The following is a 26265-nucleotide window of genomic DNA, read 5'->3' on the forward strand; positions in this document are numbered from 1 at the left end:
GACTGGGGTGCGGGGGAGGGAGAGTCTGACCGTTGGCGCTTGCCTTCAGGCCTCGTCCGAGAAGTGCTGGGCCAGCACCTCGCGCACGCGGGCGACCATCTCGGCCTCCGGGCAGGAGAACTGCGCCGGCCGGGCGGCCTTCCACTCGGCGTTGCTGGCGATGTTGCGGGCGGCCTCGGCGCCGGCGATGAGGTCCTTGACCTGGACCTCGCCGGCCGCGCGCTCGTTCGAGCCCTGGATGATCGCCACCGGGCTGCCGCGGCGGTCGGCGTACTTCATCTGCGCCTTCATCCCGGCCCCGCCGAGGTAGAGCTCGGCCCGGATGCCGGCCTGCCGCAGGGTGGCGACGAGCCGCTGGTAGGCGGCGATCTCGTCGCGGTCGAGCACCAGCACCACCACCGGGCCGGGCTTCGCCGCCGCCTCGACGAGCGGGCTGCCGGTGAGCTGCAGCGCCGAGAACAGCCGCGACACGCCGATGGAGAAGCCGGTGGCCGGCACCGGCTCGCTGCGGAACCGCCCGACGAGCCCGTCGTAGCGCCCGCCGCCGGCGACCGAGCCGAAGCGCACGGTCTGCCCGTCCTCGTTGACGACGGGGAAGGTCAGCTCGGCCTCGTAGACCGGGCCGGTGTAGTATTCGAGCCCGCGCACCACGGAGGGGTCGACGCGGATGCGGTCGACGCCGTAGCCGGCCGCGTCGACCAGCGTGGCGATCGTCCGAAGCTCCTCGATGCCGGCCCGCGCGGTCTCGTTCTCGCCGAAGGCCGAGAGCAGCGCGTCGACGAAGGCGAAGCGCTCGGGCGCCGCGTCCGAGCCGCCGCCGAGCAGCAGCGCGATCACCTTGTCGGCCTGGCCGGAATCGAGCCCGGCGCCCTTGGTGAAGTCGCCCGATTCGTCCTTGCGGCCGGGGCCGAGCAGCAGGCGCACGCCCTCGGTGCCGAACTTGTCGAACTTGTCCATCGCGCGCAGCACGGTCAGGCGCTGCCCGGCCTGGGCGTCGCCGGCGAGCCCGATCGTCGCGAGCACGCCGTCCAGCACCTTCCGGTTGTTGACCTTGATCACGTACCGGCCGGCGAGCCCGAGCTGGTCCAGCGTGTCGGCCATCAGCATGCAGGCCTCGGCATCGGCGGCGACCGACGGCGCGCCGACGATGTCGGCGTCGAACTGCATGAACTGGCGGAAGCGGCCCGGCCCCGGCTTCTCGTTGCGGAAGACGAACCCGTTGCGGAAGCTGCGATAGGGCTTGGGGATCGCGTCGAAGTTCTCGGCCACGTGGCGGGCGAGCGGCGCGGTCAGGTCGTAGCGGAGCGAGAGCCAGGCCTCGTCGTCGTCCTGGAACGAGAACACGCCCTCGTTCGGGCGGTCGAGGTCGGGCAGGAACTTGCCCAGCGCCTCGGTGTACTCGACGAACGGGGTCTCCAGCGCCTCGAAGCCGTAGAGCTCGAACGTCGCCCGGATCGTCTCCAGCATCCGCCCCTGCGCCGCGATCTCGGCGGCGCGGCGATCGACGAAGCCGCGCGGCAGGCGGGCCTTCAGGCCGGGCTTCTCGCCGGTGTTGGAATCGGCCTTGGACATGACGGTTCGTTTCGATCGCGCGCTTCGGGGGTCGCCGGGCTGTATCGCGGCGGCGGGGGCAGCGGCAAGCCGGCGGCTTGGCGACGGCGTCGCGCGACCAGATCCCGACGGCATGGCACGACGCCCGCAGATGGATCGCGGGGAGCCCCTCTCCCCGCACGCGGGGAGAGGCTCAGCGGCACCTCGTCGTGCCGCTGAGCAGCGGCGGCGAAGCCGAAGCGAGGGTGAGGGGGTGCGATCGGAGGAGGCTCCTCGGTCGAAGCCCCCTCACCGTCGGCTGCCGCCTCGCCGTGCTCCCCGACAAGGGGGAGACACGGCCCTCTCCCCGCGTGCGGGGCGAGGGGATGCACGGTTGGCGACGCGCCCGGTGGGTCGACGCGGCGACCTAGTACGGCGAGATCCACTTCAGCCAGAGCAGGGCCGCGAGGCTGATCACCGCGATCGGCATCTGCAGCGGGCGCAGGCGGGCGAAGAACAGCGGCGCCTCGCCGGCGCGCGCGGCGATCGGGTCGAGCACGGCGATGGCGGCGTAGCCGACGATCAGGAGGCCGAGCGCCGGGATCGCCTTGCCCATCACCACGGTGACGAGGGCGGAGAGCCCGAGCACGAACAGCCCGAGCATCGTCGCGATCTGCATCACCGTCGGCCCGCCCTCGGTGCGGAAGCTGACGCCGCGGCGGACGCCCGCCAGGAACAGCAGGATCGCGGCGCCGTAGAGGATCGTCATCAGGGCGACGAGGTAGTCGAGCGGCTGGCCGCGCATCCACCAGGCGGCGGCGGCGCCGGCCGCCAGCGGCAGCATCGGCCCGTAGCCCAGCACCACGCTGAGCCAGGGCGTCTCGCGCGATTCGTGGGCGGTGAGGGTGCGTCCGGTGGCGTCGTCGCGCATGGGAGGGGGCCGTTTCCGTGTTGTCTCGGGCAAGGGGCGGGCGAGGGGGAGGGGGTAAGGTGCGGGCGGCCGCGCGTCGGGACGATGCGACCGGCCGACACGGGGCCTGTCGCGCCCCGACGCGTCACGTTTCGTGCCACCCGATGCGCGAGCGTGAACCCGCGCGCGATCCCGCAGTTCCGGGATCACGTCGCGGGGTGCAGGGTGCGGGCCTGGCGCCGCAGCGAGCGCCGGCCGGGCTCGGGCGTCGCGTCGAACCAGATCACCAGGGCGAGCGCCGCCAGCGCCGGCGCGCCGAGCGCCAGGAACGCGCCGGTCCAGCCGAGCAGGCCGAAGGCGAGGCCGCCGTACCAGGCCGAGAGCGCGCCGCCGATGCCCTGCACCGCGTTGACGGTGCCGAGCGCCGTCTGCGTCCGGCCCGAGCCCCAGGTCAGGTCGGCGACCACCACCGGCACCGCCACGCCGACGATGCCGGAGGCGACGCCGTCGAGGATCTCGGCCGCGATCAGCCAGGTCGGGTCGTCGACGAAGGCCGAGAGCGCGGCGCGCACCGGCAGCACCGCGAAGGCCGCCAGCAGCAGCTTGCGCCGGCCGCGCCGGTCGGCGAGCGAGCCCGAAAACAGCGCCACCGGCACCATCGTGAGCTGGGCCACCATCACGTAGATCGCGGTCCAGTGCGTCGCGCTGACGGCGGTGGCGACGAGCTTCTGGCCGAGCAGCGAGAGCATGCCGCCGCTGCCGAGGTTGAACAGCGTCAGCGCGCAGGCGAGCACCAGCAGCCGGCGGTCGCCGAGCACGGCGCGGATGCCGGCCCGCTGCGGCGCCTCCTCCGCTCCGTCTTCCCCACCGGGCTCCGTCCAGCCGACCGCGCGGCGCTGGCTCCAGGCCGAGGCCGGGGTGGTCAGCGCGGCGGCGATCGCCAGCACCGCCATCAGGCCGAGCACCCAGAAGGCGATCGCCGACCCGAACCGGGCGGTGCCCAGCGTGATGGCGCCGGCGGCGATCAGGATGCCGACGTGGTTGAAGGCCTGGTTGCGCCCCTGCTGGCTCGGGAACCGGTCCTTGCCGACGATCCCGAGGGTCAGCGCGGTCACCGCCGGCAGCAGCAGCGTGCCGCCGGCCGCCGCCAGCAGCTGCGCCGTGAACACGAAGGCGAAGGCGCGGGCCGGCAGCAGCAGCAGCGTGCCTGCGAGGATCGCGGTGCAGGCCGCGGCGATCAGCAGCCGCGGCCGCCCGACCCGGTCGACCAGCGCGCCGAACGGGCCGGAGAGCAGCAGCGTGCCGAACCCGACCAGGGTGGTGACGAGGCCGACGCGGGCCGGGCTCCACGATCCGGCCTCGGCCAGCCACGTGCCGAGGAACGGTCCCAAGCCGCCCTGGATGTCGCCGATGAAGACGTTGATCAGGGCGAGGTGGGTGGTCGGGGCCATGCCGTCCTTGGGTGCACGCGGGAGCGGCGCAGGGCGTGGCCCGGTCCGGTCCCGCGGTCAAGGTACGATCGGATCGGGCGGAGTCGCGGTGCTCAGGCGGCGCAAGCGGTCCGCTCGGGGCGGAAAGCGGCGCGCGGGAAGACGCTGCGGCCTCGGAGGGCGCCGGGCGCCCCGTCGTCAGCGGAGAACGTTCGGGGGCACCGGCGGGCTCCCGTTGAGCAGGGTGATCGTCACCCGCCGGTTCGGCGCGATGTAGGGATTGTCGGGGAAGACCGGCTCGGTGTCGGCGCGTCCCACCACGGACGCGAAGTTGTCGTTGGGCACCCCGGCACCGGCCAGGACCTCGCGCACGGCGAGCGCGCGCCCGGAGGTGAGGGTCCAGGGCTCGCCGGCCCGCGTCGAGCCCGGGCGCGCGGCGGCCGTGTGGCCGGTGATGGACAGGCGGTTGGGCAGCTTGCGCAGGGCGGGCGCGAGCGCCTCCAGCACGCGGCGGGTGCGCTCGTAGGGCTCGACGGAGCCCTCGCGGAACATCGAGCGGCCGTCGTCGTCCACGAGGGAGACGTTCACGCCCTCCTTGGTCGTCTCGAACACGATGTTGCGCGACAATTCGGCGATCTCGGGCAGCTTCTGGAGCGCCTGCCGGAGGCTGGCGATGGCGCTGTAGTTGGCCGGAACGCTGGCGGCCCGCCGGCTCGCCTCGAGATCGCTGGCGCTGCCCGGGCTGCTCGCGCGCACCGCATCCTCCTGCTGGGCGGAGCCCGTCGCCGCCTCGCGGGGCTTGGACGGCTTGTTGCCCGAGGTGTCGAGGGAGGTGCCGTACAGCAAGCCGCCGGCGCCGCTGGTCGCAGGGCTCGAAGCCGCCGGCGCGAAGTATTCCGCCAGGCCGATCTTCTGCTCCTGCGTCGTCATGCTGATCAGCCACATCAGCAGGAAGAACGCCATCATGGCGGTGACGAAGTCCGCATAGGCGATCTTCCAGGCCCCGCCGTGGTGGGCATGCGCGGCCTTCTTGACCTTCTTGATGATGATCGGCTGGAGGGCCATGGCCGTCGAGTCCCTGCGCGAGGTGGGGTCGGAACTAGGCGGGCAGGGCGGCGGTCGCCGCTTCCACTTCGTTGAAGGTCGGGCGGACGTCGCTCATCAGGGCCTTGCGGGCGAACTCGACCGCCATCACCGGCGGCTGGCCGGCGATGTGGGCGAGGAGGCCCGCCTTGAGCGAGACGTAGTACTTGGATTCGGCCTCGAAGAGGCTCTTGAGCGACTGCGCCATCGGCCCGAAGAAGCCGTAGGCGACGAACACGCCGAAGAAGGTGCCGACGAGCGCGCCGCCGATCAGATGCCCCAGCACCTCCGGCGGCTCCTTGATCGCCCCCATGGTCTTGATCACGCCGAGCACGGCGGCGACGATGCCGAGCGCCGGCGTTCCGTCGGCGAGCGACTGCATGGCCGAGATGATCCGCTCCTGCTCCTGGTGGTGCGTCTCCAGCTCCTCGTCCATCAGGGCGTCGATCTCGTGGACGTTGTTGGCGCCCAGCGTCACCATGCGCATGTAGTCGCAGACGAACTCGACCGCGTGGTGGTTCGCCGCGAAGGTCGGGAAGCTGTTGAACAGCGCCGACTCGCTCGGCTCCTCGATGTGCGGCTCGAGCGCCATCAGGCCCTTCTGCTTCGCGAGCCGATACAGCGAATACTGCATGCCCAGAAGCTCGACATAGGCTTGCTGATTGTATTTCGGTCCCTTCACGAGCGTGGCCAGCATGGCGGGCACGGCCTTGAGCACCGGCCCGGTGTTGCCGATGATGAAGGCGCCGATCGCCGCGCCGAGGATGATGACGAACTCGAACGGCTGCCACAGCACTTCCAGGTGGCCGCCCATCGCCGCGTAGCTGCCGAAGACGCAGGCGAAGACGACCAGTGTGCCGATGATCAGCCGCATGATTTGCCACCCTTGCGCGGCGGCAGGGACAGCCCGAGCGACGCCACTAGCGATCCGACAAATTGCCGATCTCGGTTAACGGCGGGTTTAGGTCGTGGCTCGGATGCCGTCCGGCTCCCTCGGCGCGCGGTCCGGGCGCCCGGCGACGGCGCCCGGACCGCGCGCCGAGACCCGCCCTCAGATCGTGACCATGCCGCCCGTCACCGCGATCATCGCGCCGTTGATGTAGCTCGCCGCGTCGGAGGCCAGCATCACGTAGGGGGGCGCGAGCTCGGCCGGCTGGCCGGGGCGCCCGGCCGGCGTCATCGAGCCGAAGCTCTCGACCTGGCTGGTGTACATCGTCGACGGGATCAGCGGCGTCCAGATCGGGCCCGGCAGCACCGCGTTGGCGCGGATGCCGCGCTTGCCCAGGATCTTGGCGAGGTTCGCCACCATGTTGCACAGCGCCGCCTTGGTCGAGGAATAGGCGAGCTGCTGCTCGACCGGGTTCTTGGCGTTGACCGAGGAGGTGGCGATGATCGAGGCGCCGGGCTTCAGGTGCGGCGAGGCGGCCTTGAGGATGTAGAACATCGCGTGGACGTTGACCGCGTATTGCCGGTCCCAGTCGGCGATCGCGATGCCCTCGAGGTCGTCGGCCAGCACCTGCACGGCGGCGTTGTTGACGAACACGTCGAGCCGGCCGAACTCCGCGATCGTCGTCTCGACCAGCGCGGCGCAATGGCCGGCCTCCGAGACGTCGCCCGGCAAGAGCAGCGCGCGCCGGCCGGCCTTCTCGATCCAGGCGGCGGTGTCCTTGGCGTCGTCGTGCTCGTCGAGATAGGCGAGCGCCACGTCGGCGCCCTCGCGGGCATAGGCGATCGCCACCGCCCGGCCGATGCCGGAATCGCCCCCGGTGATCAGCGCGATCTTGCCGGTGAGCTGGCCGGAGCCGACGTAGCTGTGCTCGCCGTGATCGGGCGGCGGCTGCATCTCGGACGAGCGGCCGGGATAGGGGATCGGCCGGGCCGCGAAGGGCGGCTCGGGGCGCGGGGAGGCGGTGTCGGACATGACGTTCCCATCGGTGAGGCCGCGGGATGCGGCGTCTCCTCGGGAACACGCCGGGAGGCGGACCGGCTCAAAGCGGCCTGCCGCGCCGGATCGTCACGCCGTCGGGCCGTACTGCATCAGCCCGTCGCCGAACGACCAGTTCTCGCGCGCGACCTCCACCAAGTTCACGAGCACGTTGCCCGGCTTCACGCCCGGATCCCGCCCGAGGTTGCGGGCGATCGCCGCGTAGAGCGCCCGCTTCTGCGCGGTGTCGCGGGTGTCGTTGGCGGTGATCTGGATCATCACGAGGTCGTCGTCCCGCGCGGTGCCGAGATAGCCGGGATCGTAGGCGAAGGCGGAGGAGCCGTGCTCGTGGATCACCGTGAACAGGTCGTTCTCGGGCACCGCGAAGGCCTCGCGCATCGCCGCGTAGAGGCCGGCGACGAGGGCGGCGTGGTAGGCCGGGCTCTTGCCGGCGCGCAGGGAGATGCGGGTCAGGGGCATGGAGGGGGTCCTCGGGTCCGGTCGAGGGACACCCTTGCCGTCCGCTATGATAACGGCAAGATATCGGACGCTATATCTGCCATAACGGATCGATGTGATGCTGACCCGCCCGCTCGACATCGAAAGCGTCCAGGCCTTCGTGCTCACCGTCGACCTGGCGAGCTTCACCCGCGCCGCCGCGGCGCTGGAGACCTCGCAGGCCGGGATCAGCCTGCGGTTGAAGCGGCTCGAGGACCGGCTCGGCTGCCGCCTCGTCGACCGCACCCCGCGCAGCGTCCGGGCCTCGGCGCGGGGCGAGCGCTTCCTGCCCGCCGCCCGCGACCTGCTGGCGGCCCATGCGCGGGCGATGGCCGACCTCGCCGCCGCGCCGCCCGCCCGGCTCGTCCTCGGGATCAGCGACCACGTCGCCGGCCCGGACCTGCCGGCGCTGCTGCACCGGCTCGGGCTCGCCGGGTCCGGCCTCGTCGTCGAGGTGCGGATCGCCCCGTCGCGCGACGTGATGCGCCTGTTCGATGCGGGCGAGGTCGACGCGGCGATCGTCCGGAGCGAGGACCCGGCCGAGGCGGGCGGCACGGTGCTGGCCGAGGAGCGGCTGGCGTGGTTCGCCGCCCCCGGCTTCCGGTTCGAGCCCGGCGCGCCCCTGCCGATGGCGACGCTCGCCGGCCCCTGCAACGTCCGGGCGGCGGCGTTGCGCGCGCTCGACGCGGCCGGCCTGCCCTGGAGCGAGATCTTCGTCGGCGGCGGCGTGCTCGCCGTCGGCGCCGCGGTGACGGCCGGGCTCGCGGTGGCGGCGCTCGCCCCCAGCGTCGCGCCCGCCGGCGCGCGGGACGTCGGCGCCGCGTTCGGGCTGCCGGCCCTGCCGCTCACCCGGATCGTGCTGCACGCGCAGGCGCCGGACCCTTGCGCCGCCGCGGCGCTGCGCACGCTGGCGGCCGCCTATCGCGGCGTGGCGCGGTGAGAGTCTCCACGGCACCGAGGGCGGCGCTGCCCCGGGATCGGGGAGAGGCTTGAACCGTAGGATTCGTTCCTATACTTTGGGCGTCGGTACCGAGCGCTTGCGTTCCTGGTCTTGAGAGGCCGCCGAACGGATCGAGGTTCGGTCCATGTCGGGGGTGTCATGAGACTTTTCGTGACCCGCTCGGCATGGAAGCAGGCCTGCAAGGGCAAGATCGCCGCGGGCACGCTCGCCAAGGCCGCCGAGAAGGCCAATCTCGGGCTGGTGGACGCCGAGATCGGCGCTCACCTGTACAAGCAGCACGTCGGCCGAAAGGGCGATTTCCGTGCCGTCCTCTTCCTAGTCACGGACCGGCGATGCGTCGTCCTGCACATCTTTCCCAAGAACGTCCAACCCAACATCAAGGGTGCCGAACTGACGACCCTTCGCGCGTTCGCGAAGATCCTCGCGGATGTCGGCGACGCCGGATTCGAGACGCTTGCCGAAACCCAGGGGTGGAAGGACCTCTCCGATGAGAAGCCCGAAACGGACCTATAGGAGCGATCTGCTTCGATCGATCCACGAGGCCACGAGCGACCTTCACGCCATCGGGGCGATCGACAAGGCGACGCTGCGCCGGTTCGATGTTTCGTGCCTCACGCCCATCGAGCCGCTGCCGCCCGAGAGCATCCGGCGGATCCGCGAACAGGCCAACATGAGCCAGGCGATCTTCGCCAAGGCTCTCAACGTGACGACCTCGCTGGTGAGCAAGTGGGAGCGGGGAGACGCCAAGCCTGGCGGTCCCTCGCTCAAGCTGCTCTCGCTGGTGAGCCACAAGGGCATCGAAGCGATCCTGTAACGCGCCCCGGGCGTGCCGGCCGGGCTGTCCGCGCCGGCGGATCGCTTTCAGCGAGCCGCCCGGATGCGGTGTTTCCCGTGAAAACGAAACAGCCCGGCCGCGCGGGCGGCCGGGCTGTCGTCGAGACGCGGGAGGCCGCGGAACTCAGGAGGCGAGGGGGCCGGTCGCCTCGCCGGCGCCCTGGGCTTCCATCGCCTTCTGGCGGTAGAGGCCGACGAAGTCGATCGGGTCGATGTAGAGCGGCGGGAAGCCGCCGTTGCGCACGGCCTCGGCCACGATCTGGCGGGCGAACGGGAACAGCAGGCGCGGGCACTCGATCATCACCGCTGGGTGGACCTGGTCCTGCGGGATGTTGCGCATGCGGAACACGCCGGCATACTTCAGGTCGAAGGCGAACAGCACGTCGCCGTTGATCTTGGCGTCGCCCTCCAGCGTCAGCTCGACCTCGAAGTCGGCCTCGGCGAGCTGCTGCGCGTTGACGTTGACCTGGATGTTGATCTGCGGGCCCTGGCCCTCCTGGGGCTGGAGCGAGCGCGGCGCGTTCGGGTTCTCGAAGGACAGGTCCTTGGTGTACTGCGCGAGCGCGTTGATCGCGGGGGCCTCGTCGGCCTGCCCGTTGCCGTTCGGTGCGGGGGAATCGGCCATGGCGGGTCATCCTTCTCGAAAGATCGAACACCGGCCGCGGGCCGATGGCTACGGGTGACCGCCATGCCTGTGCGGTCGTGGGCAGAGGCGAGGCCGCTAACATGCCCGTTCGATGCGGACAAGCGAGGCGCCGGACGGCGCGCGGACCCCGCGCCGCCGCCCGGCCGACCGGGTGCCGGCGTCGGGCCGCGGCCGGTCCCGGCGGCGCGTGTCGCGACGACGCGGCCGGGGCGATCCTCCGCGATGTCGCCTGGAACCGGCCGGTGCATTGCCCCATATGCCCATTGCCCCCTATGCAAAGGGGGACGCGGCGCGTTTCCTCGAGAGCCCGGCCGCGTCCGCTCGAGGATGCGTGCGGCGTGACATGACCATCGTGCGACCCCTCTCGGATTTCCCGGAGCCGCGCGCACGGGCCAAGGCTGCGGCCGGGACCCGCGCTCCACGGCGGCCACCATCGGATCGGTGATGCAGGACAGCTTCGACGTGACGACGATCATCTTCCTGGCGCTCGCCGTCTTCGTGATCTGGCGGCTGCGCTCGGTCCTCGGGCAGAAGACCGGCGCCGAGCGCGCCCCGTTCAAGCCGGTCGACCGCAGCCGCACCGAGCCCCAGCCCGGCCGCGGCGACGGCGACAACGTCGTGCGCCTGCCCGGCGCCGACCGGGTCCAGCCCGAGCGCGCCGCCGAGGCCCAAGCGCGCGACTGGCGCGGCATCGCCGAGCCCGGCTCGGCCGTCGCCCGCGGCCTCGAGGCGATCGTCCAGGCCGAGTCCGGCTTCGAGCCGCGCGCCTTCATCGAGGGCGCCAAGGGCGCCTACGAGGCGATCATGATCGCCTTCGCCAAGGGCGACCGGAAGACCCTGAAATCCCTGCTCTCCCGCGAGGTCGGCGACGCGTTCGAGCGCGCCATCGCCGAGCGCGAGAAGAACCGCCAGACGGTGGAGACCACCTTCGTCTCGATCGACAAGGCCGAGATCGTCGCCGTCGACGTGCGGAACCGCGTCGCGCAGGTCACGGTGCGGTTCCTCTCCAACCTCATCACCGCCACCCGCAACGCCGACGGCGTCGTGGTGGACGGCAGCGCCGAGGCCGTGGTCGAGGTGCCCGACGTCTGGACCTTCGCCCGCACCCTGGGCACCCGCGACCCGAACTGGCAGCTGGTCGCGACCGAAGCCGGGGCCTGAGGGCGCCCGCGCAGCCATCGTCCCGAGAGCCATGCCGCCCCGACACCCGCCCCGTCCGACCGCAGCGTTCCGCGCTGCGGTCGCTCTCGTTTCGGGGGCCGCCGCGGCGAGCGCCGCCGAGCCGCTGCGCGTCGGCAACGCCGTGCTGGAGCCGGTCGCGATCGCGGCCCTGCCCGGCTGGCAGGCGGACGAGACGGCGGCGGCCTTCGAGGCCTTCCGCCGGACCTGCGCCGCGCCCGGCCCCGATCCGGCGCAGGCCGCCGGCGTCGCCGGGTCGCCGGCCGACCTCGCCGCCGCCTGCACCGCCGCCGCCGCGCTCGATCGCACCGGGGCCGGCTGGCCCAAGCGGGCGCGGCGGTTCTTCCAGGAGCGGTTCTCGGCCTACCGCGTCGTGCGCCCGGCCGACGGCACCGAGCCCGAGCGGAAGACCGGGTTCCTCACCGGCTACTTCGAGCCGCAGCTCGAGGGATCGCTGGCGCCCGGCCCCGGCTTCGCCGCCGCCGTGCTCGCCCGGCCCGACGACCTCGTGACGCTCGCCCCCGGCGAGACCCGCCCCGGCCTCGATCCGGCGTTGCGCGCCGGGCGCGCGGCGGCGGCCGGGTTCGAGGCCTATCCCGACCGGGCCGCGATCGAGGACGGGGCGATCGCCGGGCGCACCCGCCCGCTGCTGTGGCTGCGCGACGCCGTCGACCTGTTCGTGCTGCAGGTGCAGGGCTCCGGCCGCGTCCGCCTGCCCGACGGGTCGGCGATCCGCGTGCTCTACGACGGCAAGAACGGCCGGCCCTACACCTCGATCGGCAAGCTGCTGGTGGCGGAGGGGCACCTCGCCCTGAACGACCTCAGCCTCGCCCGCTGGACCGCCTGGCTGCGCGCGCACCCGGACCACGCACGCCGGCTGATGCGGATGAACGCGTCCTACATCTTCTTCCGCACCGAGCCGGTCACCGATCCCGCCCTGGGCCCGCCGGGCGCGGCCGGCGCGCCCCTCAGCCCCGGCCGCAGCCTGGCGGTGGACGGCACCCTCTGGCGCTACGGCCTGCCGTTCTGGCTGGAGGGCAGGCTGCCCGGCCAGCCCGGCAGCGGGCACCTCGTGGTCGCGGCCGATACCGGCTCGGCCATCCTCGGCCCGGCCCGCGGCGACCTCTACGTCGGCACCGGCGCGGCGGCCGGCGTCGCGGCCGGAGACCTGCACACCAAGCCCGGCTTCGTCGTGCTCCTGCCGAAGCCGGCCGCGCCATGAGGGGGTTCTGGTCTCCGACGCCATGGCTCCAATGCCATCGCTTTCCGCGACTCGCTGGAACCGGAACGGACGAACGAATGTCCGCATGTCGGAGTGTGGAAGCCGGAAGGATCCTGGGCGTCACGGCGCGGCTCCCTCTCCCATGGGAGAAGAGACCCGCGCTTCACCTCACGCGATCCGAGCGTCCGGCATGAGGCCGCCGCGCCGGCCGCGGGCGCTGTCCCGCGAGGATGCCCATCTCTGGGGCGAGATCGCCAAGCTGATCACGCCGCTGCGCGCCCGCGCGCCGCTGCGGAAGGCCAAGCCGGCTGCCGACGCCCCAGAGCCCGCGGCGCCGGCCGCGGCGAAGCCGACGCCGAAACCTGCGCCGGCCAAAAGCCCCGCCAGAAAGGCGGTGCCGCTCCCCGAGCCCGTGCCGGCGATGCCGAGCGTCGTGCCCGGCCCGGTCGCCGTCGTCGCGCCGGCGAAGAAGCCCAGGCGCGTGGTCCGGCTCGGCGCGGGGACACCGGCCCCGCCGCCGACGCCGGTGCGGCCGGCCTTCGTCCCGGGCCCCGCCCCGCCCGGGCTGGAGCGGCGCGAGCGCCAGCGGCTCAGCCGCGGCGTGCTGGCGATCGAGGGCCGGATCGACCTGCACGGGCTCTATCAGGCCGAGGCGCACGCGGCCTTGGTCGGCTTCCTGATGCGGGCGCGCGCCGCCGGGCATGCGCGGGTGCTGGTCGTGACCGGCAAGGGCGGCGAGGACGCCTATGCCGAGCGCGGCGTGCTGCGCCGCTCGGTGCCGCACTGGCTGCGCGGCGCGGAGCTGCGCCCGATCGTGCTCGGCTTCGAGGAGGCCGCCCGCCACCACGGCGGCGCCGGCGCGCTCTACGTCCGCCTGCGGCGGCGCTGAAGGCGCGGGTTAACCCGAGCGGGCTAATCGGGTAGGCGACGCGCGGAAGCGTTCGGGACCGGACATCATGCACGACGTCGTACGCGAGATCGTTCTCGACACCGAGACCACCGGCATCGACCCCAAGACCGGCGACCGGCTGATCGAGGTCGGCGCGGTCGAGCTCCTGAACCACATCCCCACGGGCCGGACGTTCCACAAGTACTGCAACCCGCAGCGGGCGGTCTCGGAGGGCGCCTTCAAGGTGCACGGGCTGTCCGACACGTTCCTGTCCGACAAGCCGCTGTTCTCGGAGATCGCCGGCGCGCTGATCGAGTTCTGCGGCGACGCCCGGCTGGTGATCCACAACGCGCCGTTCGACGTCGGCTTCCTCAACATGGAATACGCCCGGCTCGGGGCCAACGCGCCGCCGCCGATCGTCCTCGAGAGCGTGGTCGACACCCTGCCGATGGCCCGGCGCAAGCACCCCGGCGCGCCCGCCAACCTCGACGCCCTGTGCAGCCGCTACGGCATCGACACCAGCCGCCGCACCAAGCACGGGGCCCTGCTCGACGCGCAGATCCTGGCCGAGGTCTACATCGAGCTGCTCGGCGGCAAGCAGACCGGGTTCGATCTCGGCGCGACCACGGTCGCCGACGCGGTGGTCGACCGCAGCGCCGAGAGCGTCGTGCGCACGGTCCGCACCGCCCGCGCCCGCCTGACCGACGCCGAGCGCGAGCGCCACGCCGCATTCCGCGCCGGCCTCGGCGCCAGCGCGATCTGGGCCGAGTACATCGGCGAGGACACCGCCGTCTGACGGCAGAGCCGCCCTCACGGGTTGGTGCATCGCACGAAGCCCATATTGCAATGCAATATGGCGCCCCCATATGCCATCCACACGGATGGTGACGGGATGGTCGCGATGATGGATGTGATGGCACGGCCGAAGCCCGCGCGGGCGGCGGCGCGGCAGCCCGAGAGCGAGAAGATCACGATCAACCTCGGGCATGTCGACCTCGGGCACGTCGACCTGCTCGTGGCCGAAGGGGTGTTCTCGAACCGCAGCGACTTCATCCGCACCGCGATCCGCAACCAGATCGAGCGGCATGCCGACGTGACGCGCCAGTCGATGGCGCGGCGCAGCGTCGAGCTCGGCCTGCGCCACATCGACCGCGCCAGCCTCGAGGCGGCCCGGGCCGAGGGGCGGATGCTGGACATCCGCGTGCTCGGCCTCGCCACCATCGCCGACGACGTGACCCCCGACCTCGCCCGTGCGGCGATCGCCTCCCTCGACGTGCTCGGCAGCCTCCAGGCCAGCCCCGCCGTCCGCGCCGCGCTGGCCGACCGGCTGCGCTGAGGCGCTGCCGCGCCTCTGCTCCGAGCCTCCGCTCCGAGCCTCCTGCCCCATTCCGATCCGCCCACGGCGATCCCCAGGACTTCCCATGACCGACCATTCCGACTCGATGCGCGACCGCTTCGCCGACATGATGGAGGCGACCCGGCTGACCGGTGCCGGCCGCCTCGCGGAGGCGACCGACCTGATCCAGCGCAGCCTCGGCGGTCACGCGACGCCGCGGGACACGCCGCAGGACACGCCGAAGGCGATCGAGCCGCCGACCCTCGACCTGACCGCCGAGCGCATCGACGACGCCCCGCGATCCGCGCCCCGGGCCGAGGCGAAGGTCGAGGCCGCGCCCAAGCCCGCGGCCGCGCCCAGGCCCGAGGCCGCGCCGAGGAGCGCTTCGCCCCGAGCCGAAACCGCGTCGGCCGGCCCGATCCCGGAGAAGCTGCGTGCGGCGGTCGACGGCGTCGTGCGCGGGCTGGCGCCGGTGCTGAAGGGCCTGAGCGCCAAAGGCCTCAATACCAAGGGCCTCAACACGAAAGAGCTGGCGCCCGGCTTCGGCTTCGCCAAGCCGCCGATGCCGGGCCGCTCGGCCGAGCCCGCCGAGGGCGAGGGATCGCTCGTCACCAAAAGCTTCGCCGGGCCGGCGGGTGCGCGCGAGTATCGCCTGTTCGTCCCGAGCCGGCCGCAGAATCCGGCCGCGCTCGTGGTGATGCTGCACGGCTGCAACCAGACCGCGGACGACTTCGCCGTCGGCACCGGCATGAACCGGCTGGCGGAGCGCGACGGCGTGCTCGTCGCCTACCCGGTCCAGACCGGCCGCGCCAACGCGCAACGCTGCTGGAACTGGTTCGAGCCGCGCGACCAGGGCCGCGAGACCGGCGAGGCCGCGATCATCGCCGGGCTCACCCGCGCGGTGATGGCCGAGCACGCGATCGACCCGGACCGCGTCTTCATCGCCGGGCTCTCGGCCGGCGGGGCGGCGGCGGCCAACATCGCCCGCGCCTTTCCCGATCTCTACGCGGCGGTGGGCGTGCATTCCGGCCTCGCCGCGTCGTGCGCCCGCGACGTCGGCTCGGCGATGATGGCGATGCAGATGGGCGCGGCCGGCCCCGGCGGCACCCGCGTGCCGACGATCGTCTTCCACGGCGAGGACGACACCACGGTGAGCATCCGCAACGCCGACCAGGTGCTGGCACAGGCGGGCGCCGCGGCGCTGACGCCCTCGCGCGAGCAATTCGACGGCGACGGCCATCCCTACACCCGCACCCGCTACGCCGACGCGGCGGGCCGGGTGATGCTGGAGGATTGGCGGGTGCGCGGCGCCGGCCACGCCTGGTCCGGCGGCGACCGGGCCGGCAGCTTCACCGATCCGCACGGGCCCGATGCCTCGCGCGCGATGCTCGACTTCTTCGCCGCGCATCCCAAGGGGGTCTAGAGCATTTTCTTTACGCGAGCCGGGATCCACCTCTCTGGAAAATGCTCGAGCGGCCGGGCGCCGTCCCGGCGACGGCGTGGCCCGGTTGCAACGCCGAACCTGCGATCGTGCGGTGCCCGCGATCGGAGGCGGCGGATCGGCCGCGATCCGTGCATGGTCCGTTTGCCGGCGAACCGCGTCGGCGGAGGAGGCTTGCGTGCCGGTGTCGGGTTGGAAGGTGGCGCTCGTGGGCGCAGCGGTGGCGTGCGCCGCGCACGGAGCCGCCCGGGCGGGCTCGGCCGCGCAGCCGGGCCAGACCGTCGGCCTGCCGGCCGGGTTTCCGCTGGCGGAGGGGCTGTACCTCATCGACACGTCGAGCTTCGGCGTGCGCGACACGCGACCCCGCGACTCGGAACTCAACGTCAACCTGCCGTCCATCATCTGGGCGACGCCGTGGCGGGTGCTGGATGCCCGGCTCCAGTTCACGGTGCTGCAGCCGGTGACCGCGACGGCGCCGAACGGCGCGCGCTACCAGAGCGGGTTCGGCCAGACCCTGCTCGCGGCCCAGCTCGCCTGGGATCTCGGCCAGCATGTCGGCGTCAGCTACCTGCTCGGCGCCTACCTGCCGAGCGAGACCAAGGTGGTGATCCGGAACCCGGTGCTGCACCAGCGCTTCGCCGCGACCTACAACGGCGACGGCTGGAACCTGACGGCGCATTTCCTCTACGGGATCTTCTTCGACACCACCTCGCCCACCGGCACGTACTACCCGGACTTCCTCAACCTCGACCTGACCGCGACGAAGAAGTTCGGCAAGCTCGAGGTCGGTGCCGTCGCCTTCGGCTCCACCGACCTGCCGACCGGCCGGGCGAGCTACCAGCGTCAGGGCCAGTTCGCCGTCGGCGCCCTCGTCGGCTACAACTTCGGGCCGGTGAACCTGCAGGCCTACGTCACCCGGGACGTCGCCGAGCGCAATTACGGCGGCTTCGACACCCGCGGCTGGCTGCGGGCGATCGTGCCGCTGGGCAAGCTCGACGATCAGCCGGGCGAAAAGACGGACGGGCCGCAGCCCGAGCCGCTGCTCGCCAAGCACTGACGCCGGCGCGGCGGGGGGCTCACACCGCGACGTTGTCGATCAGACGGGTCTTGCCGAGATAGGCGGCGGCGAGCACGCGAGCCGGGCCGTCGACGCGGGCGAGCGGGGCCAGCGTCGCCGCATCGCAGACGGCGAGGTACTGCACGGCGAATCCCGCGGCCTCCAGCGCGGCGATCCCGCGCGCGATGGCGGGTGCCGTCTCGCCGCCGTCCCGCGCCTGCGCCGCGATGTCGGACAGGACCGCGTGGAGCTTCGGCGCGGTCGCCCGCTCGGCCGGCGCGAGGTAGCGGTTGCGCGAGGACAGGGCGAGGCCGTCGGCCTCGCGGATCGTCGGCATGCCGTGGATCGCGACGTCGAGGTCGAGGTCGGCGACCGCGCGCCGGATCACCTGCAGCTGCTGGAAATCCTTCTCGCCGAACAGGGCGGCATCCGGCCGGACCTGGTTGAGCAGCTTCGTCACCACGGTGGCCACGCCCGAGAAGTGGCCGGGGCGGAAGGCGCCGCACAGCCCCTCGGTGAGGCCGCCCACCTCGATGCGGCTCGAAAACCCCGGCGGGTACATGGCGGCCGCCTCCGGCATCCAGGCCGCGTCCGTCCCGGCCTGCGCCAGCAGGGCGAGGTCGCTCGCGGCGTCGCGCGGATAGCGGGCGAAATCCTCGCTCGGGCCGAACTGGGTCGGGTTGACGAAGACGCTCGCCACCACGCGCTCGCCCAGGGTCCGCGCATGCGCGATCAGCGCGAGGTGGCCGCGATGCAGCGCGCCCATGGTCGGCACCAGCACGACGCGGTCGCCGGCCGCGCGCCACGCGGCGACCGTCTCGCGCAAGCGGGCGAGATCGGTGATGGCCTGCGTCTCGGGGGTGGGATGGGCTGGCATGGCGGGCTCCGGCGGAACAAGCGTGCGATCGGCGCGATCCGCCCGCGGGCAGATCGGCTCGCCCCGCCTCGCCGCGGCTTCTTGCAAGGCCGTCGAGCAATTTCAACCGGCTCGGTGGCGCGGCCCCGGGAATGCCGTGACGAAGGCTGCCACGGCATCCTCGCTCATCTGCCGGACCGTGCGGATTCCGGGATGGCGGCCGTCCGGGGCGTCCAGCGGTCCCTCATAGACCAGGCGTTGCGCGCCGATCGCGTCGCTGAAGCGTTGCGGAGCGGCATGAGCCAGCAGGGCGCGGACGAACACGTCGGGCCGGTCGAGGCTGAACCCGAAGTCCAGGAAGAACGCCGCCTTGCCCTGATTGCGCGGATGGGACGGCACCAGAAGATACTTCGTGATCTTGTCGCTGTTCAGGACGAAGTTGCGAACGAACGGCGGTTCGCAGGTCACGCCGCGGGAACGCCGACGTGGCGCAGGTCGGCTGCGAGCATGGTCGCGACGGCGCCGTAGGGCTCGGCGAACTCGACCCCATAGGCGAAGCCGCCGCGAATCACCGAGACGACGGTGCCCCGGCTGCCGGCCGGGATCACGTCCCCGTCGTCCGACGTCGCCGACCGGATCGTCTCGACCGTGTCGAGGTCTCGGAAATCCGTCACCGGCTCGTCGCCGAGCACGAAGAAGAAAGCGCCCAGCGTCATTCGGGCAGGATACGCCGCGCGTGCCGGACCACAAGCCTCGTGCATGCAGGGGGAGGGGGCGGCGACCGCATCGGGTTGGCCGCCGCCGGTCATGCCCCCGTCGCGCTCATCGGCAATACGGCAGCAGGGGCCGGCCGAACGGGTCGTCGACGCCCGGCGGGGGCGTGAGTCCGTAATAGCTCGGCTTCGACAGGCCGTAGGACGAGCCGACGTAGCTCGGATCGTCGGGCGCGTTGGTCGGCACCGGCGCGCGGCGCGGCAGGCAGGCGACCCGGCGCGGGGGCGGGGCGGCGTGAAGCAGGACGCCGTCGCTGCCGTCGCCGCGCGGGAAGTAGCGCGGCGCGCTCACGACGGGTCTGCCATAGGCCGGCCCCGGCTCGGGGGCGAACAGGTCGGCCGCGCCGGCGGGCCCCACGGCGAAGCCGCAGAGGAAGCAGGCCCGGATCATCGCTCTCGCGCGCATGCGCCCGTCGTCCCCCGACCCGCGGAAACCGGGCACGCGGTGCCAGTGTCGGCGCACAGGGTGAACCGATCGTTACCGATCGGCCAACGCGACCAGCCGGGCCTGGAGCACCGTGACGAGGTCGGCGGTCGCGAGCCGCAGCTGCAGGCCGCGCCCGCCGCCGTTGACGTGGATCTCGGTGCGGCCGGCGAGCGATCCCGCATCGATCAGCACCGGCACCCGGCGCTTGGCTCCGAGCGGGCTGATCCCGCCGACGTGGTAGCCGGTGATCCGCTCCGCCTTCGGCGGCTTCAGCATCGACGCCGCCTTGCCGCCCATCGCGGCGGCGACCCGCTTCATCGCCACCTCCCGGTCGGAGGCGACGAGCAGGCAGACCGGCTGGCCGTCGACGGCGGCCATCAGGGTCTTGAGGATGCAGCCCGGCTCGACGCCGAGCGCCTCGGCCGCCTGCAGGCCGATGCGCGGCGCCTCCGGGTCGTAGGCGTAGCCCACCATCGCGTAGGCGATGCCGGCCTCGTCCAGCGCCCGCGAGGCGGGGGTCGCCCGCGGCGTCGCCTTGGCCATCACACCGCCTCCGCCAGGATGCGGCCGATCTCGGCATGGGCGGCGTCCCGCGCGGCCGGCGGCGCCTCCGAGCCGGTCAGGAACACACCCGCGAGGATCGGCGCCCGGCCCGGCGGATGCAGGATCGCCACGACGTTCGACGTCGCGTTGTCGCCGCTGCCGGTCTTGTCGCCGACCGGCCAGGCGGGCGGCAGGCCGGCACGGAGCTTGGCCCCGCCGGTCTCGCAAGCGACCATCCAGGCTTCCAGCCGCGCCCGGTGCGGCGGGGCCAGCGCGTCGCCGAGGAGGCAGCGGTCCAGCGTCCGGGTGATCGCGGCCGGGCTGGTGGTGTCGCGCGGATCGCCGGGCAGGGCGGTGTTGAGGGTCGGCTCGGTCCGGTCGAGGCGGGTGACCGCGTCGCCCTGCCCGCGCAGCCAGGCGGTGAGCGCCGCCGGTCCGCCCAGCGCGTCGAGGAGCAGGTTGGCCGCGGTGTTGTCGCTCCGGACGATCGCCGCCGCGCAGAGCCCATCGACGGTCATCTCCGCACGGCCGCCGCCGGCCCTCTCCAGGGCCGAGCGCGTGACCGGGGCGTAGCTCTGCAGATCGTCCGCCCCGTAGGCGATGCGCCGATCGAGCGTTTCGCGGCCGGCGGCGACGCGGGCCAGGATCGCCGCCGCCGCCAGCACCTTGAAGGTGCTGCACAGCGCGAACGCTTCGTCCGCGCGATGGCCGAGGAACACGCCCGTCGCGTCGCGGAACGCCACGCCGACCCGACCGCCGAGGCGCGCCTCGAGCGCCCCGATGCGTCCGGCGGCGGCGCCGAGCCGATCGGCGGCGCGGGCGGAGAGCGCCGGCCCGGCGAGCGCCAGGCCGGCGACGACCGCGCGACGGGTATGGGCCATGGCGTGCTCCCTTCGGACGGGTTTCGCGGCGCCGCGGTTTGCGCAACGTCGTTTGCCGAGGCAAGACCCTTTCGCCGGGATGCGGCCGATCGATGACGGCCGCCCCCGCGCGGAGGGCGGATGCCGGGAAGCCCCGGGCCCCCATCAGCGATCCGAGCATGAGCGATCCGAGCATGAGCGATCCCCCTACCCTGTTCGCCCCGGCCTCCGGCTTCGGGCGCGCCGCCATCGCGGTGATCCGCGTCAGCGGCCCGGATGCCGGTGCCGTGCTCACGGCGCTTGCGGGCCCGCTGCCGGCGCCGCGCCGCCTCTCGCTGCGAACGCTGCGCGACCCCGCCGACGGCGCCATCCTCGACCGGGCGCTGATCGCCTGGATGCCCGGGCCGAGCACGGTCACCGGCGAGGACATGGCGGAGCTGCACCTGCATGGCGGCGTCGCGGTGCGGGCCGGCGTGATCCGCGCGCTCACCGCCTTTCCCGGCTGCCGCCCGGCCGAAGCCGGTGCCTTCACCCGGCGGGCCGTGCTCAACGGCCGGATGGACCTGACCGAGGCCGAGGGCGTCGCCGACCTGATCGAGGCCGAGACCGAGGCTCAGCGCCGTCAGGCCCTGCGCCAGCTCGACGGCGCTCTCGGCCGGCAGGTCGCGGCCTGGCGCGACGAGGCGATCAATTGCCTGGCCGCCGCCGAGGCGGCGCTGGATTTTTCCGACGAGGGCGACGTCGACGACGCGGCCCTGGATCGCGCCCTGTTCGACCGCGCCGCCCGCCTGCGTGCCGCCATCGCCGCGGCGCTCGCCGACGGGCGCCGCGGCGAGCGGGTGCGCGAGGGGTTCTGGGTCGTGCTCGCCGGGCCGCCGAACGCCGGCAAGTCGACGCTGCTCAACGCGTTGAGCCGGCGCGACGCGGCGATCGTCTCGCCGGTGCCAGGCACCACCCGGGACGCGATCGAGGTGCGGCTCGATCTCGGCGGCCTGCCGGTGATGCTGGTCGACACCGCGGGCCTGCGCGAGACGCACGATCCGGTCGAGGCCGAGGGCATCCGGCGCACCCGCCGCCGGATGGCGGAAGCCGACCTCGTCCTGATGCTGGTGCCGCCGGGCCCGGAGGCGACCGAGCCCGCGGCGACCGGCCGGGTGCTGCCCGTGCGGACGAAGGCGGACCTCGCCGACGGGTCCGGCGGCGGCCTCGCCGTGTCGGCGCTGACGGGGCAGGGGATGCCGGCGCTGCTTGATGCCATCGCCGCGGAGGCCGAGGCTGCGCTCGGCGGCGGCGATGCGCTCATCACCCGCGAGCGCCACCGCGACGCCCTGGAGCGCTGCGTCGCCCATCTCGACCGGCTGCCCGCCGTCGCCGCGATGCCGGAACTGGTGGCCGAGGATCTGCGCCTGGCCGTCCGCGCGCTCGGCGAGGTCGGCGGCCATGTCGGGATCGAGGCGGTGCTCGATCGCCTGTTTTCCGGCTTCTGCATCGGCAAGTAGCCCGGCTTTCCCCCTTCCGTGCGCGGAGAGAGGGGCGGCTCGATGCTGTCGCGCGGCACCGACTCAGCGCGTGCGTCGCGCGGGCTGGTCGCCCAAGGCGATGTCGACAGACGACGCCGACGATGTCGACCCTGTCACCGGCTTACGCGAAACACGGCCGATGTTTCACGTGAAAACCCGATCGCGTGTCACGAGCGGGTCAGGAACATCCCGGTGAGCAGGAAGCCGAAGCCGGCGAGGCCGAAGACGCCTTCCTTGCGCTGGCTCGGATCGATGAAGTGGGCGACGGCCCCGCCGGCGCAACAGAGCGCGCCCAGGCCGATGGTAATGATGTGCATCGTCTCGATCCTCGTTGGTCGCCCTCGCACGTGCGAGGTCTGCGATGTCACGAAATCCCGGGTGGCCGGGACGGACGCCGTTGTCCGTTCATAAGTCGTTCACAGATCGTCGATGACACGCGATCGTGAGTCCCGCAAGGGGTTTCATCGCGAGTCGGCATCCAAATTCGCCATGATCGACTGCCGAACGCAGTCGACCATCGTGCGGCAAGGCTCGGGCCGGATGGATCGACTGATCGAATGCAGTATTCGTTGCCGAAGGCGACGGCACCGTGCCTCTGGATGGGGCATGATCGATGCCATCCCCCTCAGCGGATCCCGGGCGATTGACCTTTCCGCAGCGCGGCGGCACATCCCGCGGATGCGTGAGACGTCTCCACAGGCCTTCGATGTCCTCGTCGTCGGCGGCGGCCATGCCGGCGTCGAGGCGGCGGCGGCCGCCGCCCGGTGCGGCGCACGCACCGCCCTGGTCACGCACGATCCGGCGACCATCGGCGCGATGTCGTGCAATCCGGCGATCGGCGGCCTCGGCAAGGGCCATCTCGTGCGCGAGGTCGACGCCCTCGACGGCCTGATGGGCCGGGTCGCCGACGCGGCCGGCATCCAGTTCCGGCTGCTCAACCGACGCAAGGGCCCGGCGGTGCGCGGGCCGCGCACCCAGGCCGACCGCAAGCTCTACGCGGCGGCGATGCAGGCGGCGGTGGCCGAGACCCGGAACCTGACCGTGGTCGCAGGCGCCTGCGAGGATCTGGTGGTGCGGGACGGGCGCGTCGCCGGGATCGTGCTCGGCGACGGGCGTACGCTCAGCGGCGGCGCGGTGGTGCTCACCACCGGCACCTTCCTGCGCGGGTTGATCCATATCGGCCCGGTTCAGATCCCGGCCGGCCGCGTCGGCGAGGCGCCGGCGGTCGGGCTGGCCCGGACCCTCGACCAGCTCGGCTTCCGGCTCGGGCGCCTGAAGACCGGCACCCCGCCGCGCCTCGACGGCCGCACCATCGACTGGTCAAGATTGGAGATGCAGGAGGCCGACGCCGAGCCCGTGCCGTTCTCGACCCTGACCGAGCGGATCACCACGCCGCAGATCCGCTGCGGCATCACCCGGACGACGCAAGCGGTCCACGACCTGATTCGCGAGACCCTGCACCTGTCGCCGATGTATTCCGGCGGCATCAGCAGCCGCGGCCCGCGCTACTGCCCGTCGATCGAGGACAAGGTGGTGCGCTTCGGCGACCGCGAGGGCCACCAGATCTTCCTCGAGCCCGAAGGCCTCGACGACCCGACGATCTACCCGAACGGCATCTCCACCGCGCTGCCGGAGGCGGTGCAGCACCGGCTCGTCGCCCTGATCCCGGGCCTGGAGGCGACGCGGATCCTGCGGCCGGGCTACGCCATCGAGTACGATTACGTCGACCCGCGCGAGCTCGATGCCGGGCTCCAGGCCGAGCGCCTGCCGGGCCTGCTGCTCGCCGGGCAGATCAACGGCACCACCGGCTACGAGGAGGCGGCGGGGCAGGGGCTGGTCGCCGGGATCAACGCCGCACGGATCGCCGGCGGCGCGGCGGTGGCGACCTTCGACCGGGCCGAATCCTACCTCGGCGTGATGATCGACGACCTCGTCACCCATGGGGTGAGCGAGCCCTACCGCATGTTCACCTCGCGCTCGGAGTATCGCCTGAGCCTGCGCGTCGACAACGCCGACGAGCGCCTGACCCCGCGCGGGGCCGCGCTCGGCTGCGTCGGGACCCGGCGGGCGGCGCACTTCGCCGCGTCGCAGGCCGAGCTGTCGGCGGTGCGCGCCCGCCTCGACGCGCTGACCCTGACGCCGACCCAGGCGCAGGCCCACGGCCTCGCGCTCAACCAGGACGGCATCCGCCGCACCGCCTTCCAAATTCTCTCCTATCCCGATCTGGACTGGGGCCGCTTGGCCTCGGTCTGGCCCGAGCTGAGCGCGGTCTCGCCGTGGATCGCCGAGCGCCTGCGGACGGATGCGACCTACGCGGTCTATCTCGACCGGCAGAATGCCGACATCGCCGCCTTCCGCCGCGACGAGGCGGTGAGCCTGCCGGTTCGGCTGGATTACGGGCGCATCGCTGGGCTCTCCAACGAGATGCGGATCAAGCTCGAGACCGTGCGGCCGGGAACCCTGGGGCAGGCGGCGCGGATCGAGGGCGTCACCCCGGCCGCGCTGACGCTGCTCGCCGCCCATGCGCGGCGTCGCGAGGCGGTGGCATCGTGAGGATGGTCCTAGCCGCAACGCGCGTCTTCCCTCCCCCTTCTGCGGGGGAGGGTACCCTGCGCAGCAGGGGGGGAGGGGGGAGCGCCGCTTCCGGCACTGTCGCTCCCCTCTCCCGACCCTCGCTGACGCGAGGCCCACCCTCCCCCGCAGGAGGGGGAGGGGAACCCGTGGATGTCGTCCGAAGCCTTCCGGGGGCGTCGCGATGAGCGCCGATCGCGACCGCGTGCTCGCTGCCGCGAATGTTTCACGTGAAACAGCGCAACGGCTCGATCTCTACGTGGCGCAGCTGGCGCGCTGGCAGACGATCAAGAACCTGGTCGGGCCAGCGACCCTGGCCGAGGTCTGGACGCGGCACGTGGCCGATGCGCTGCAACTGCTCGATCTGATGCCGGAGGCGCGCCGCTGGCTTGACCTCGGCTCGGGCGCCGGCATCCCCGGGCTGATCCTGGCGATCGCCGGGCCGCCCGGCATCCGCGTCGACCTCGTCGAGAGCAACGCCCGCAAGTGCGCCTTCCTGACCGAGGCGGCCCGGGTCACCGGGGCGCCGGTAACGGTCCACAACGCGCGGATCGAGGCGGTGATCGGCGATCACCACGGGGTCGACGTGGTCTGCGCCCGGGCGCTCGCGCCGCTCGACCAGCTTCTCGCCTGGACCGAGCCACTGTTGAAAACGGGCACCACCGGGCTGTTTCCGAAGGGACGGGAAGCGGTTGCGGAATTGACCGATGCCGCGGCGCGGTGGACAGTCGGCCACGATCTCATTCCGAGCCGAACCGAGTCGGCCGCCCGGATCGTCCGCGTCACCGCCCTCGCTCCCAAGAGCCCCTAGCTCTCGAGAGCCTGCCACTCCCCCCAAGCGTTCCCGTCTCCCAGGCGCCCATGACAAGCGACGCGACTCCCCATCCCGCTGCCGATGCCGCGCCCGCGCGGCCGCTCCGGGTGCTGGCGCTGGCCAACCAGAAGGGCGGCGTCGGCAAGACCACGACGGCGATCAACCTCGGCACCGCGCTCGCGGCGATCGGCGAGCAGGTTCTGGTGATCGACCTCGACCCGCAGGGCAACGCCTCGACCGGGCTCGGCATCGACCGGCGCGCCCGCCGGGTCTCGACCTACGAGGTGATGGCGGGCGAGGCGTCGCTGGCCCAGGCCGTGGTGCCCACCGCGGTGCCGCGCCTGTCGGTGGCGCCCTCGACCATGGACCTGCTCGGCCTGGAGCTGGAGCTGGCCTCGCTGCCCGACCGGGCGCACCGCCTGCGCAACGTGCTGCGGGGCCTGCGCGACGCGAACGCGACGCGCGACGTCAGCTACGTGCTGATCGACTGCCCGCCCTCGCTGAACCTGCTGACCATCAACGCGCTCGCCGCCGCCGATGCGGTGCTGGTGCCGCTGCAATGCGAGTTCTTCGCGCTCGAGGGCCTGAGCCAGCTGCTGCGCACCGTCGAGCAGGTGCGCGGCGCCTTGAACCCGAAGCTGACGATCCAGGGGATCGTGCTGACGATGTTCGATCCGCGCAACAACCTGTCGACGCAGGTGGTGGCGGACGTGCGCGGCTTCATGGGCGAGAAGGTCTACGAGACCATGATCCCGAGGAACGTCCGCGTGTCGGAAGCGCCCTCGCACGGCAAGCCGGTGCTGCTCTACGACCTGAAATGCGCGGGCTCGCAGGCCTACCTGCGGCTCGCCTCGGAAGTGATCCAGCGTGAGGGCCGGGTGCCGGCGGCGGCGTGAGCGGTCGCGGCCCGCCCGTTTCGGCGGGCGGATGCGGCCCGGGACGGTTCGGGTGTACGGCGTAA

At 72.9% G+C, this 26265-nt stretch carries 29 protein-coding genes; 14 read left to right on the forward strand and 15 right to left on the reverse strand.

The features are described 5' to 3' along the window. Positions 1 to 45: 45 nt before the first annotated feature. The 7 genes from hisS to ACFZ8E_RS00370 all read right to left on the reverse strand — a co-directional run bounded on the left by hisS (position 46) and on the right by ACFZ8E_RS00370 (position 7357). Positions 46 to 1572, reverse strand: a complete 1527-nt coding sequence (hisS, locus tag ACFZ8E_RS00340; protein ID WP_405041671.1) for a histidine--tRNA ligase — start codon at positions 1570 to 1572, stop codon at positions 46 to 48. 385 nt (positions 1573 to 1957) lie between these two features. Then, on the reverse strand, positions 1958 to 2461 hold the full coding sequence (locus ACFZ8E_RS00345) for a DUF3429 domain-containing protein (protein WP_243932974.1): 504 nt from the start codon (positions 2459 to 2461) through the stop codon (positions 1958 to 1960). A gap of 185 nt (positions 2462 to 2646) precedes the next feature. Next, the gene (locus ACFZ8E_RS00350; protein WP_405041672.1) at positions 2647 to 3891 is read right to left on the reverse strand and encodes an MFS transporter; all 1245 of its coding nucleotides are present in this window, start codon (positions 3889 to 3891) and stop codon (positions 2647 to 2649) included. 177 nt (positions 3892 to 4068) lie between these two features. Beyond that, positions 4069 to 4935 carry a flagellar motor protein MotB gene (locus ACFZ8E_RS00355; protein WP_405041673.1) on the reverse strand — a complete coding sequence of 289 codons (867 nt, stop codon included), beginning with the start codon at positions 4933 to 4935 and terminating at the stop codon, positions 4069 to 4071. 34 nt (positions 4936 to 4969) lie between these two features. Further along, positions 4970 to 5827 (reverse strand): flagellar motor stator protein MotA, encoded by an 858-nt coding sequence (gene motA / locus ACFZ8E_RS00360; protein WP_147727230.1) that lies wholly within the window; start codon positions 5825 to 5827, stop codon positions 4970 to 4972. Between the two features lie 177 nt (positions 5828 to 6004). Continuing rightward, positions 6005 to 6874, reverse strand: a complete 870-nt coding sequence (locus ACFZ8E_RS00365) for an SDR family oxidoreductase (RefSeq protein WP_405041674.1) — start codon at positions 6872 to 6874, stop codon at positions 6005 to 6007. 93 nt (positions 6875 to 6967) lie between these two features. Next, positions 6968 to 7357 carry a tautomerase family protein gene (locus ACFZ8E_RS00370; RefSeq protein ID WP_405041675.1) on the reverse strand — a complete coding sequence of 130 codons (390 nt, stop codon included), beginning with the start codon at positions 7355 to 7357 and terminating at the stop codon, positions 6968 to 6970. A gap of 97 nt (positions 7358 to 7454) precedes the next feature. Between ACFZ8E_RS00370 and ACFZ8E_RS00375 the strand changes: the two genes are divergently transcribed. The 3 genes from ACFZ8E_RS00375 (at position 7455) to ACFZ8E_RS00385 (ending at position 9150) form a co-directional block, all read left to right on the forward strand. Next, positions 7455 to 8315 carry a LysR family transcriptional regulator gene (locus tag ACFZ8E_RS00375; RefSeq protein WP_405041676.1) on the forward strand — a complete coding sequence of 287 codons (861 nt, stop codon included), beginning with the start codon at positions 7455 to 7457 and terminating at the stop codon, positions 8313 to 8315. Between the two features lie 171 nt (positions 8316 to 8486). Further along, positions 8487 to 8849, forward strand: a complete 363-nt coding sequence (locus ACFZ8E_RS00380) for a type II toxin-antitoxin system RelE/ParE family toxin (RefSeq protein ID WP_187275658.1) — start codon at positions 8487 to 8489, stop codon at positions 8847 to 8849. Further along, positions 8824 to 9150: a DNA-binding transcriptional regulator gene (locus ACFZ8E_RS00385; RefSeq protein ID WP_147844690.1), complete on the forward strand. Its 327-nt coding sequence runs from the start codon at positions 8824 to 8826 to the stop codon at positions 9148 to 9150. Before ACFZ8E_RS00380 ends, ACFZ8E_RS00385 begins: the two co-directional genes overlap by 26 nt. A gap of 144 nt (positions 9151 to 9294) precedes the next feature. Here the strand turns inward: ACFZ8E_RS00385 and secB are convergent, their stop codons facing one another. Continuing rightward, entirely contained in the window at positions 9295 to 9795 is a 501-nt protein-coding gene (secB, locus tag ACFZ8E_RS00390) for a protein-export chaperone SecB (RefSeq protein WP_147729755.1), read from the reverse strand. 465 nt (positions 9796 to 10260) lie between these two features. On the opposite strand from secB, the gene ACFZ8E_RS00395 reads away from it, so the two are divergent. The 7 genes from ACFZ8E_RS00395 to ACFZ8E_RS00425 all read left to right on the forward strand — a co-directional run bounded on the left by ACFZ8E_RS00395 (position 10261) and on the right by ACFZ8E_RS00425 (position 16940). Further along, positions 10261 to 10977, forward strand: coding sequence for a Tim44/TimA family putative adaptor protein (locus ACFZ8E_RS00395; RefSeq protein ID WP_405041677.1), 717 nt, complete (start codon positions 10261 to 10263; stop codon positions 10975 to 10977). A gap of 31 nt (positions 10978 to 11008) precedes the next feature. After that, a complete protein-coding gene (locus ACFZ8E_RS00400; RefSeq protein ID WP_405041678.1) occupies positions 11009 to 12217 on the forward strand; it encodes a murein transglycosylase A in 1209 nt (402 codons plus the stop codon). A 190-nt stretch (positions 12218 to 12407) separates the two neighbouring features. After that, the gene (locus tag ACFZ8E_RS00405) at positions 12408 to 13106 is read left to right on the forward strand and encodes a Smr/MutS family protein (RefSeq protein WP_405041679.1); all 699 of its coding nucleotides are present in this window, start codon (positions 12408 to 12410) and stop codon (positions 13104 to 13106) included. Between the two features lie 67 nt (positions 13107 to 13173). Further along, entirely contained in the window at positions 13174 to 13902 is a 729-nt protein-coding gene (gene dnaQ / locus ACFZ8E_RS00410) for a DNA polymerase III subunit epsilon (protein WP_405041680.1), read from the forward strand. A gap of 105 nt (positions 13903 to 14007) precedes the next feature. Beyond that, positions 14008 to 14442, forward strand: coding sequence for a CopG family transcriptional regulator (locus ACFZ8E_RS00415; protein WP_243948033.1), 435 nt, complete (start codon positions 14008 to 14010; stop codon positions 14440 to 14442). 106 nt (positions 14443 to 14548) lie between these two features. Continuing rightward, positions 14549 to 15865, forward strand: a complete 1317-nt coding sequence (locus ACFZ8E_RS00420) for an alpha/beta hydrolase family esterase (protein ID WP_405044298.1) — start codon at positions 14549 to 14551, stop codon at positions 15863 to 15865. A gap of 202 nt (positions 15866 to 16067) precedes the next feature. Next, positions 16068 to 16940 (forward strand): transporter, encoded by an 873-nt coding sequence (locus ACFZ8E_RS00425; protein ID WP_405041681.1) that lies wholly within the window; start codon positions 16068 to 16070, stop codon positions 16938 to 16940. A gap of 19 nt (positions 16941 to 16959) precedes the next feature. Here the strand turns inward: ACFZ8E_RS00425 and panC are convergent, their stop codons facing one another. From panC to bla, 6 genes are all read right to left on the reverse strand, one after another. Continuing rightward, positions 16960 to 17817 (reverse strand): pantoate--beta-alanine ligase, encoded by an 858-nt coding sequence (gene panC, locus ACFZ8E_RS00430; protein WP_243947984.1) that lies wholly within the window; start codon positions 17815 to 17817, stop codon positions 16960 to 16962. A 102-nt stretch (positions 17818 to 17919) separates the two neighbouring features. Continuing rightward, the gene (locus ACFZ8E_RS00435; protein ID WP_243947982.1) at positions 17920 to 18264 is read right to left on the reverse strand and encodes a DUF6883 domain-containing protein; all 345 of its coding nucleotides are present in this window, start codon (positions 18262 to 18264) and stop codon (positions 17920 to 17922) included. Next, complete coding sequence (locus tag ACFZ8E_RS00440) at positions 18261 to 18512, reverse strand: DUF4926 domain-containing protein (protein WP_147860144.1); 252 nt, start codon at positions 18510 to 18512, stop codon at positions 18261 to 18263. The genes ACFZ8E_RS00435 and ACFZ8E_RS00440 overlap by 4 nt, the downstream gene beginning before the upstream one ends. 106 nt (positions 18513 to 18618) lie before the next feature. Then, complete coding sequence (locus ACFZ8E_RS00445) at positions 18619 to 18975, reverse strand: hypothetical protein (RefSeq protein ID WP_405041682.1); 357 nt, start codon at positions 18973 to 18975, stop codon at positions 18619 to 18621. Between the two features lie 72 nt (positions 18976 to 19047). Continuing rightward, on the reverse strand, positions 19048 to 19539 hold the full coding sequence (locus tag ACFZ8E_RS00450) for an aminoacyl-tRNA deacylase (protein ID WP_405041683.1): 492 nt from the start codon (positions 19537 to 19539) through the stop codon (positions 19048 to 19050). Beyond that, complete coding sequence (bla, locus tag ACFZ8E_RS00455) at positions 19539 to 20420, reverse strand: class A beta-lactamase (RefSeq protein WP_243947978.1); 882 nt, start codon at positions 20418 to 20420, stop codon at positions 19539 to 19541. The genes ACFZ8E_RS00450 and bla overlap by 1 nt, the downstream gene beginning before the upstream one ends. Positions 20421 to 20593: 173 nt before the next feature. Between bla and mnmE the strand changes: the two genes are divergently transcribed. Beyond that, positions 20594 to 21898, forward strand: a complete 1305-nt coding sequence (gene mnmE, locus ACFZ8E_RS00460) for a tRNA uridine-5-carboxymethylaminomethyl(34) synthesis GTPase MnmE (protein ID WP_243947976.1) — start codon at positions 20594 to 20596, stop codon at positions 21896 to 21898. Positions 21899 to 22086: 188 nt separating this feature from the next. On the opposite strand, the gene ACFZ8E_RS00465 is transcribed toward mnmE, so the two are convergent. Beyond that, positions 22087 to 22236: a hypothetical protein gene (locus ACFZ8E_RS00465; RefSeq protein ID WP_187275615.1), complete on the reverse strand. Its 150-nt coding sequence runs from the start codon at positions 22234 to 22236 to the stop codon at positions 22087 to 22089. Between the two features lie 361 nt (positions 22237 to 22597). Between ACFZ8E_RS00465 and mnmG the strand changes: the two genes are divergently transcribed. The 3 genes from mnmG (at position 22598) to ACFZ8E_RS00480 (ending at position 26200) form a co-directional block, all read left to right on the forward strand. Further along, positions 22598 to 24472 carry a tRNA uridine-5-carboxymethylaminomethyl(34) synthesis enzyme MnmG gene (gene mnmG, locus ACFZ8E_RS00470; protein ID WP_405044299.1) on the forward strand — a complete coding sequence of 625 codons (1875 nt, stop codon included), beginning with the start codon at positions 22598 to 22600 and terminating at the stop codon, positions 24470 to 24472. Between the two features lie 202 nt (positions 24473 to 24674). Then, positions 24675 to 25301 (forward strand): 16S rRNA (guanine(527)-N(7))-methyltransferase RsmG, encoded by a 627-nt coding sequence (gene rsmG, locus ACFZ8E_RS00475; RefSeq protein WP_243947973.1) that lies wholly within the window; start codon positions 24675 to 24677, stop codon positions 25299 to 25301. Between the two features lie 50 nt (positions 25302 to 25351). Next, positions 25352 to 26200 (forward strand): ParA family protein, encoded by an 849-nt coding sequence (locus ACFZ8E_RS00480; RefSeq protein ID WP_147728222.1) that lies wholly within the window; start codon positions 25352 to 25354, stop codon positions 26198 to 26200. Positions 26201 to 26265: the final 65 nt, after the last annotated feature.

The sequence above is a fragment of the Methylobacterium sp. HMF5984 genome (assembly GCF_045033435.1).
GTDB lineage: Bacteria > Pseudomonadota > Alphaproteobacteria > Rhizobiales > Beijerinckiaceae > Methylobacterium.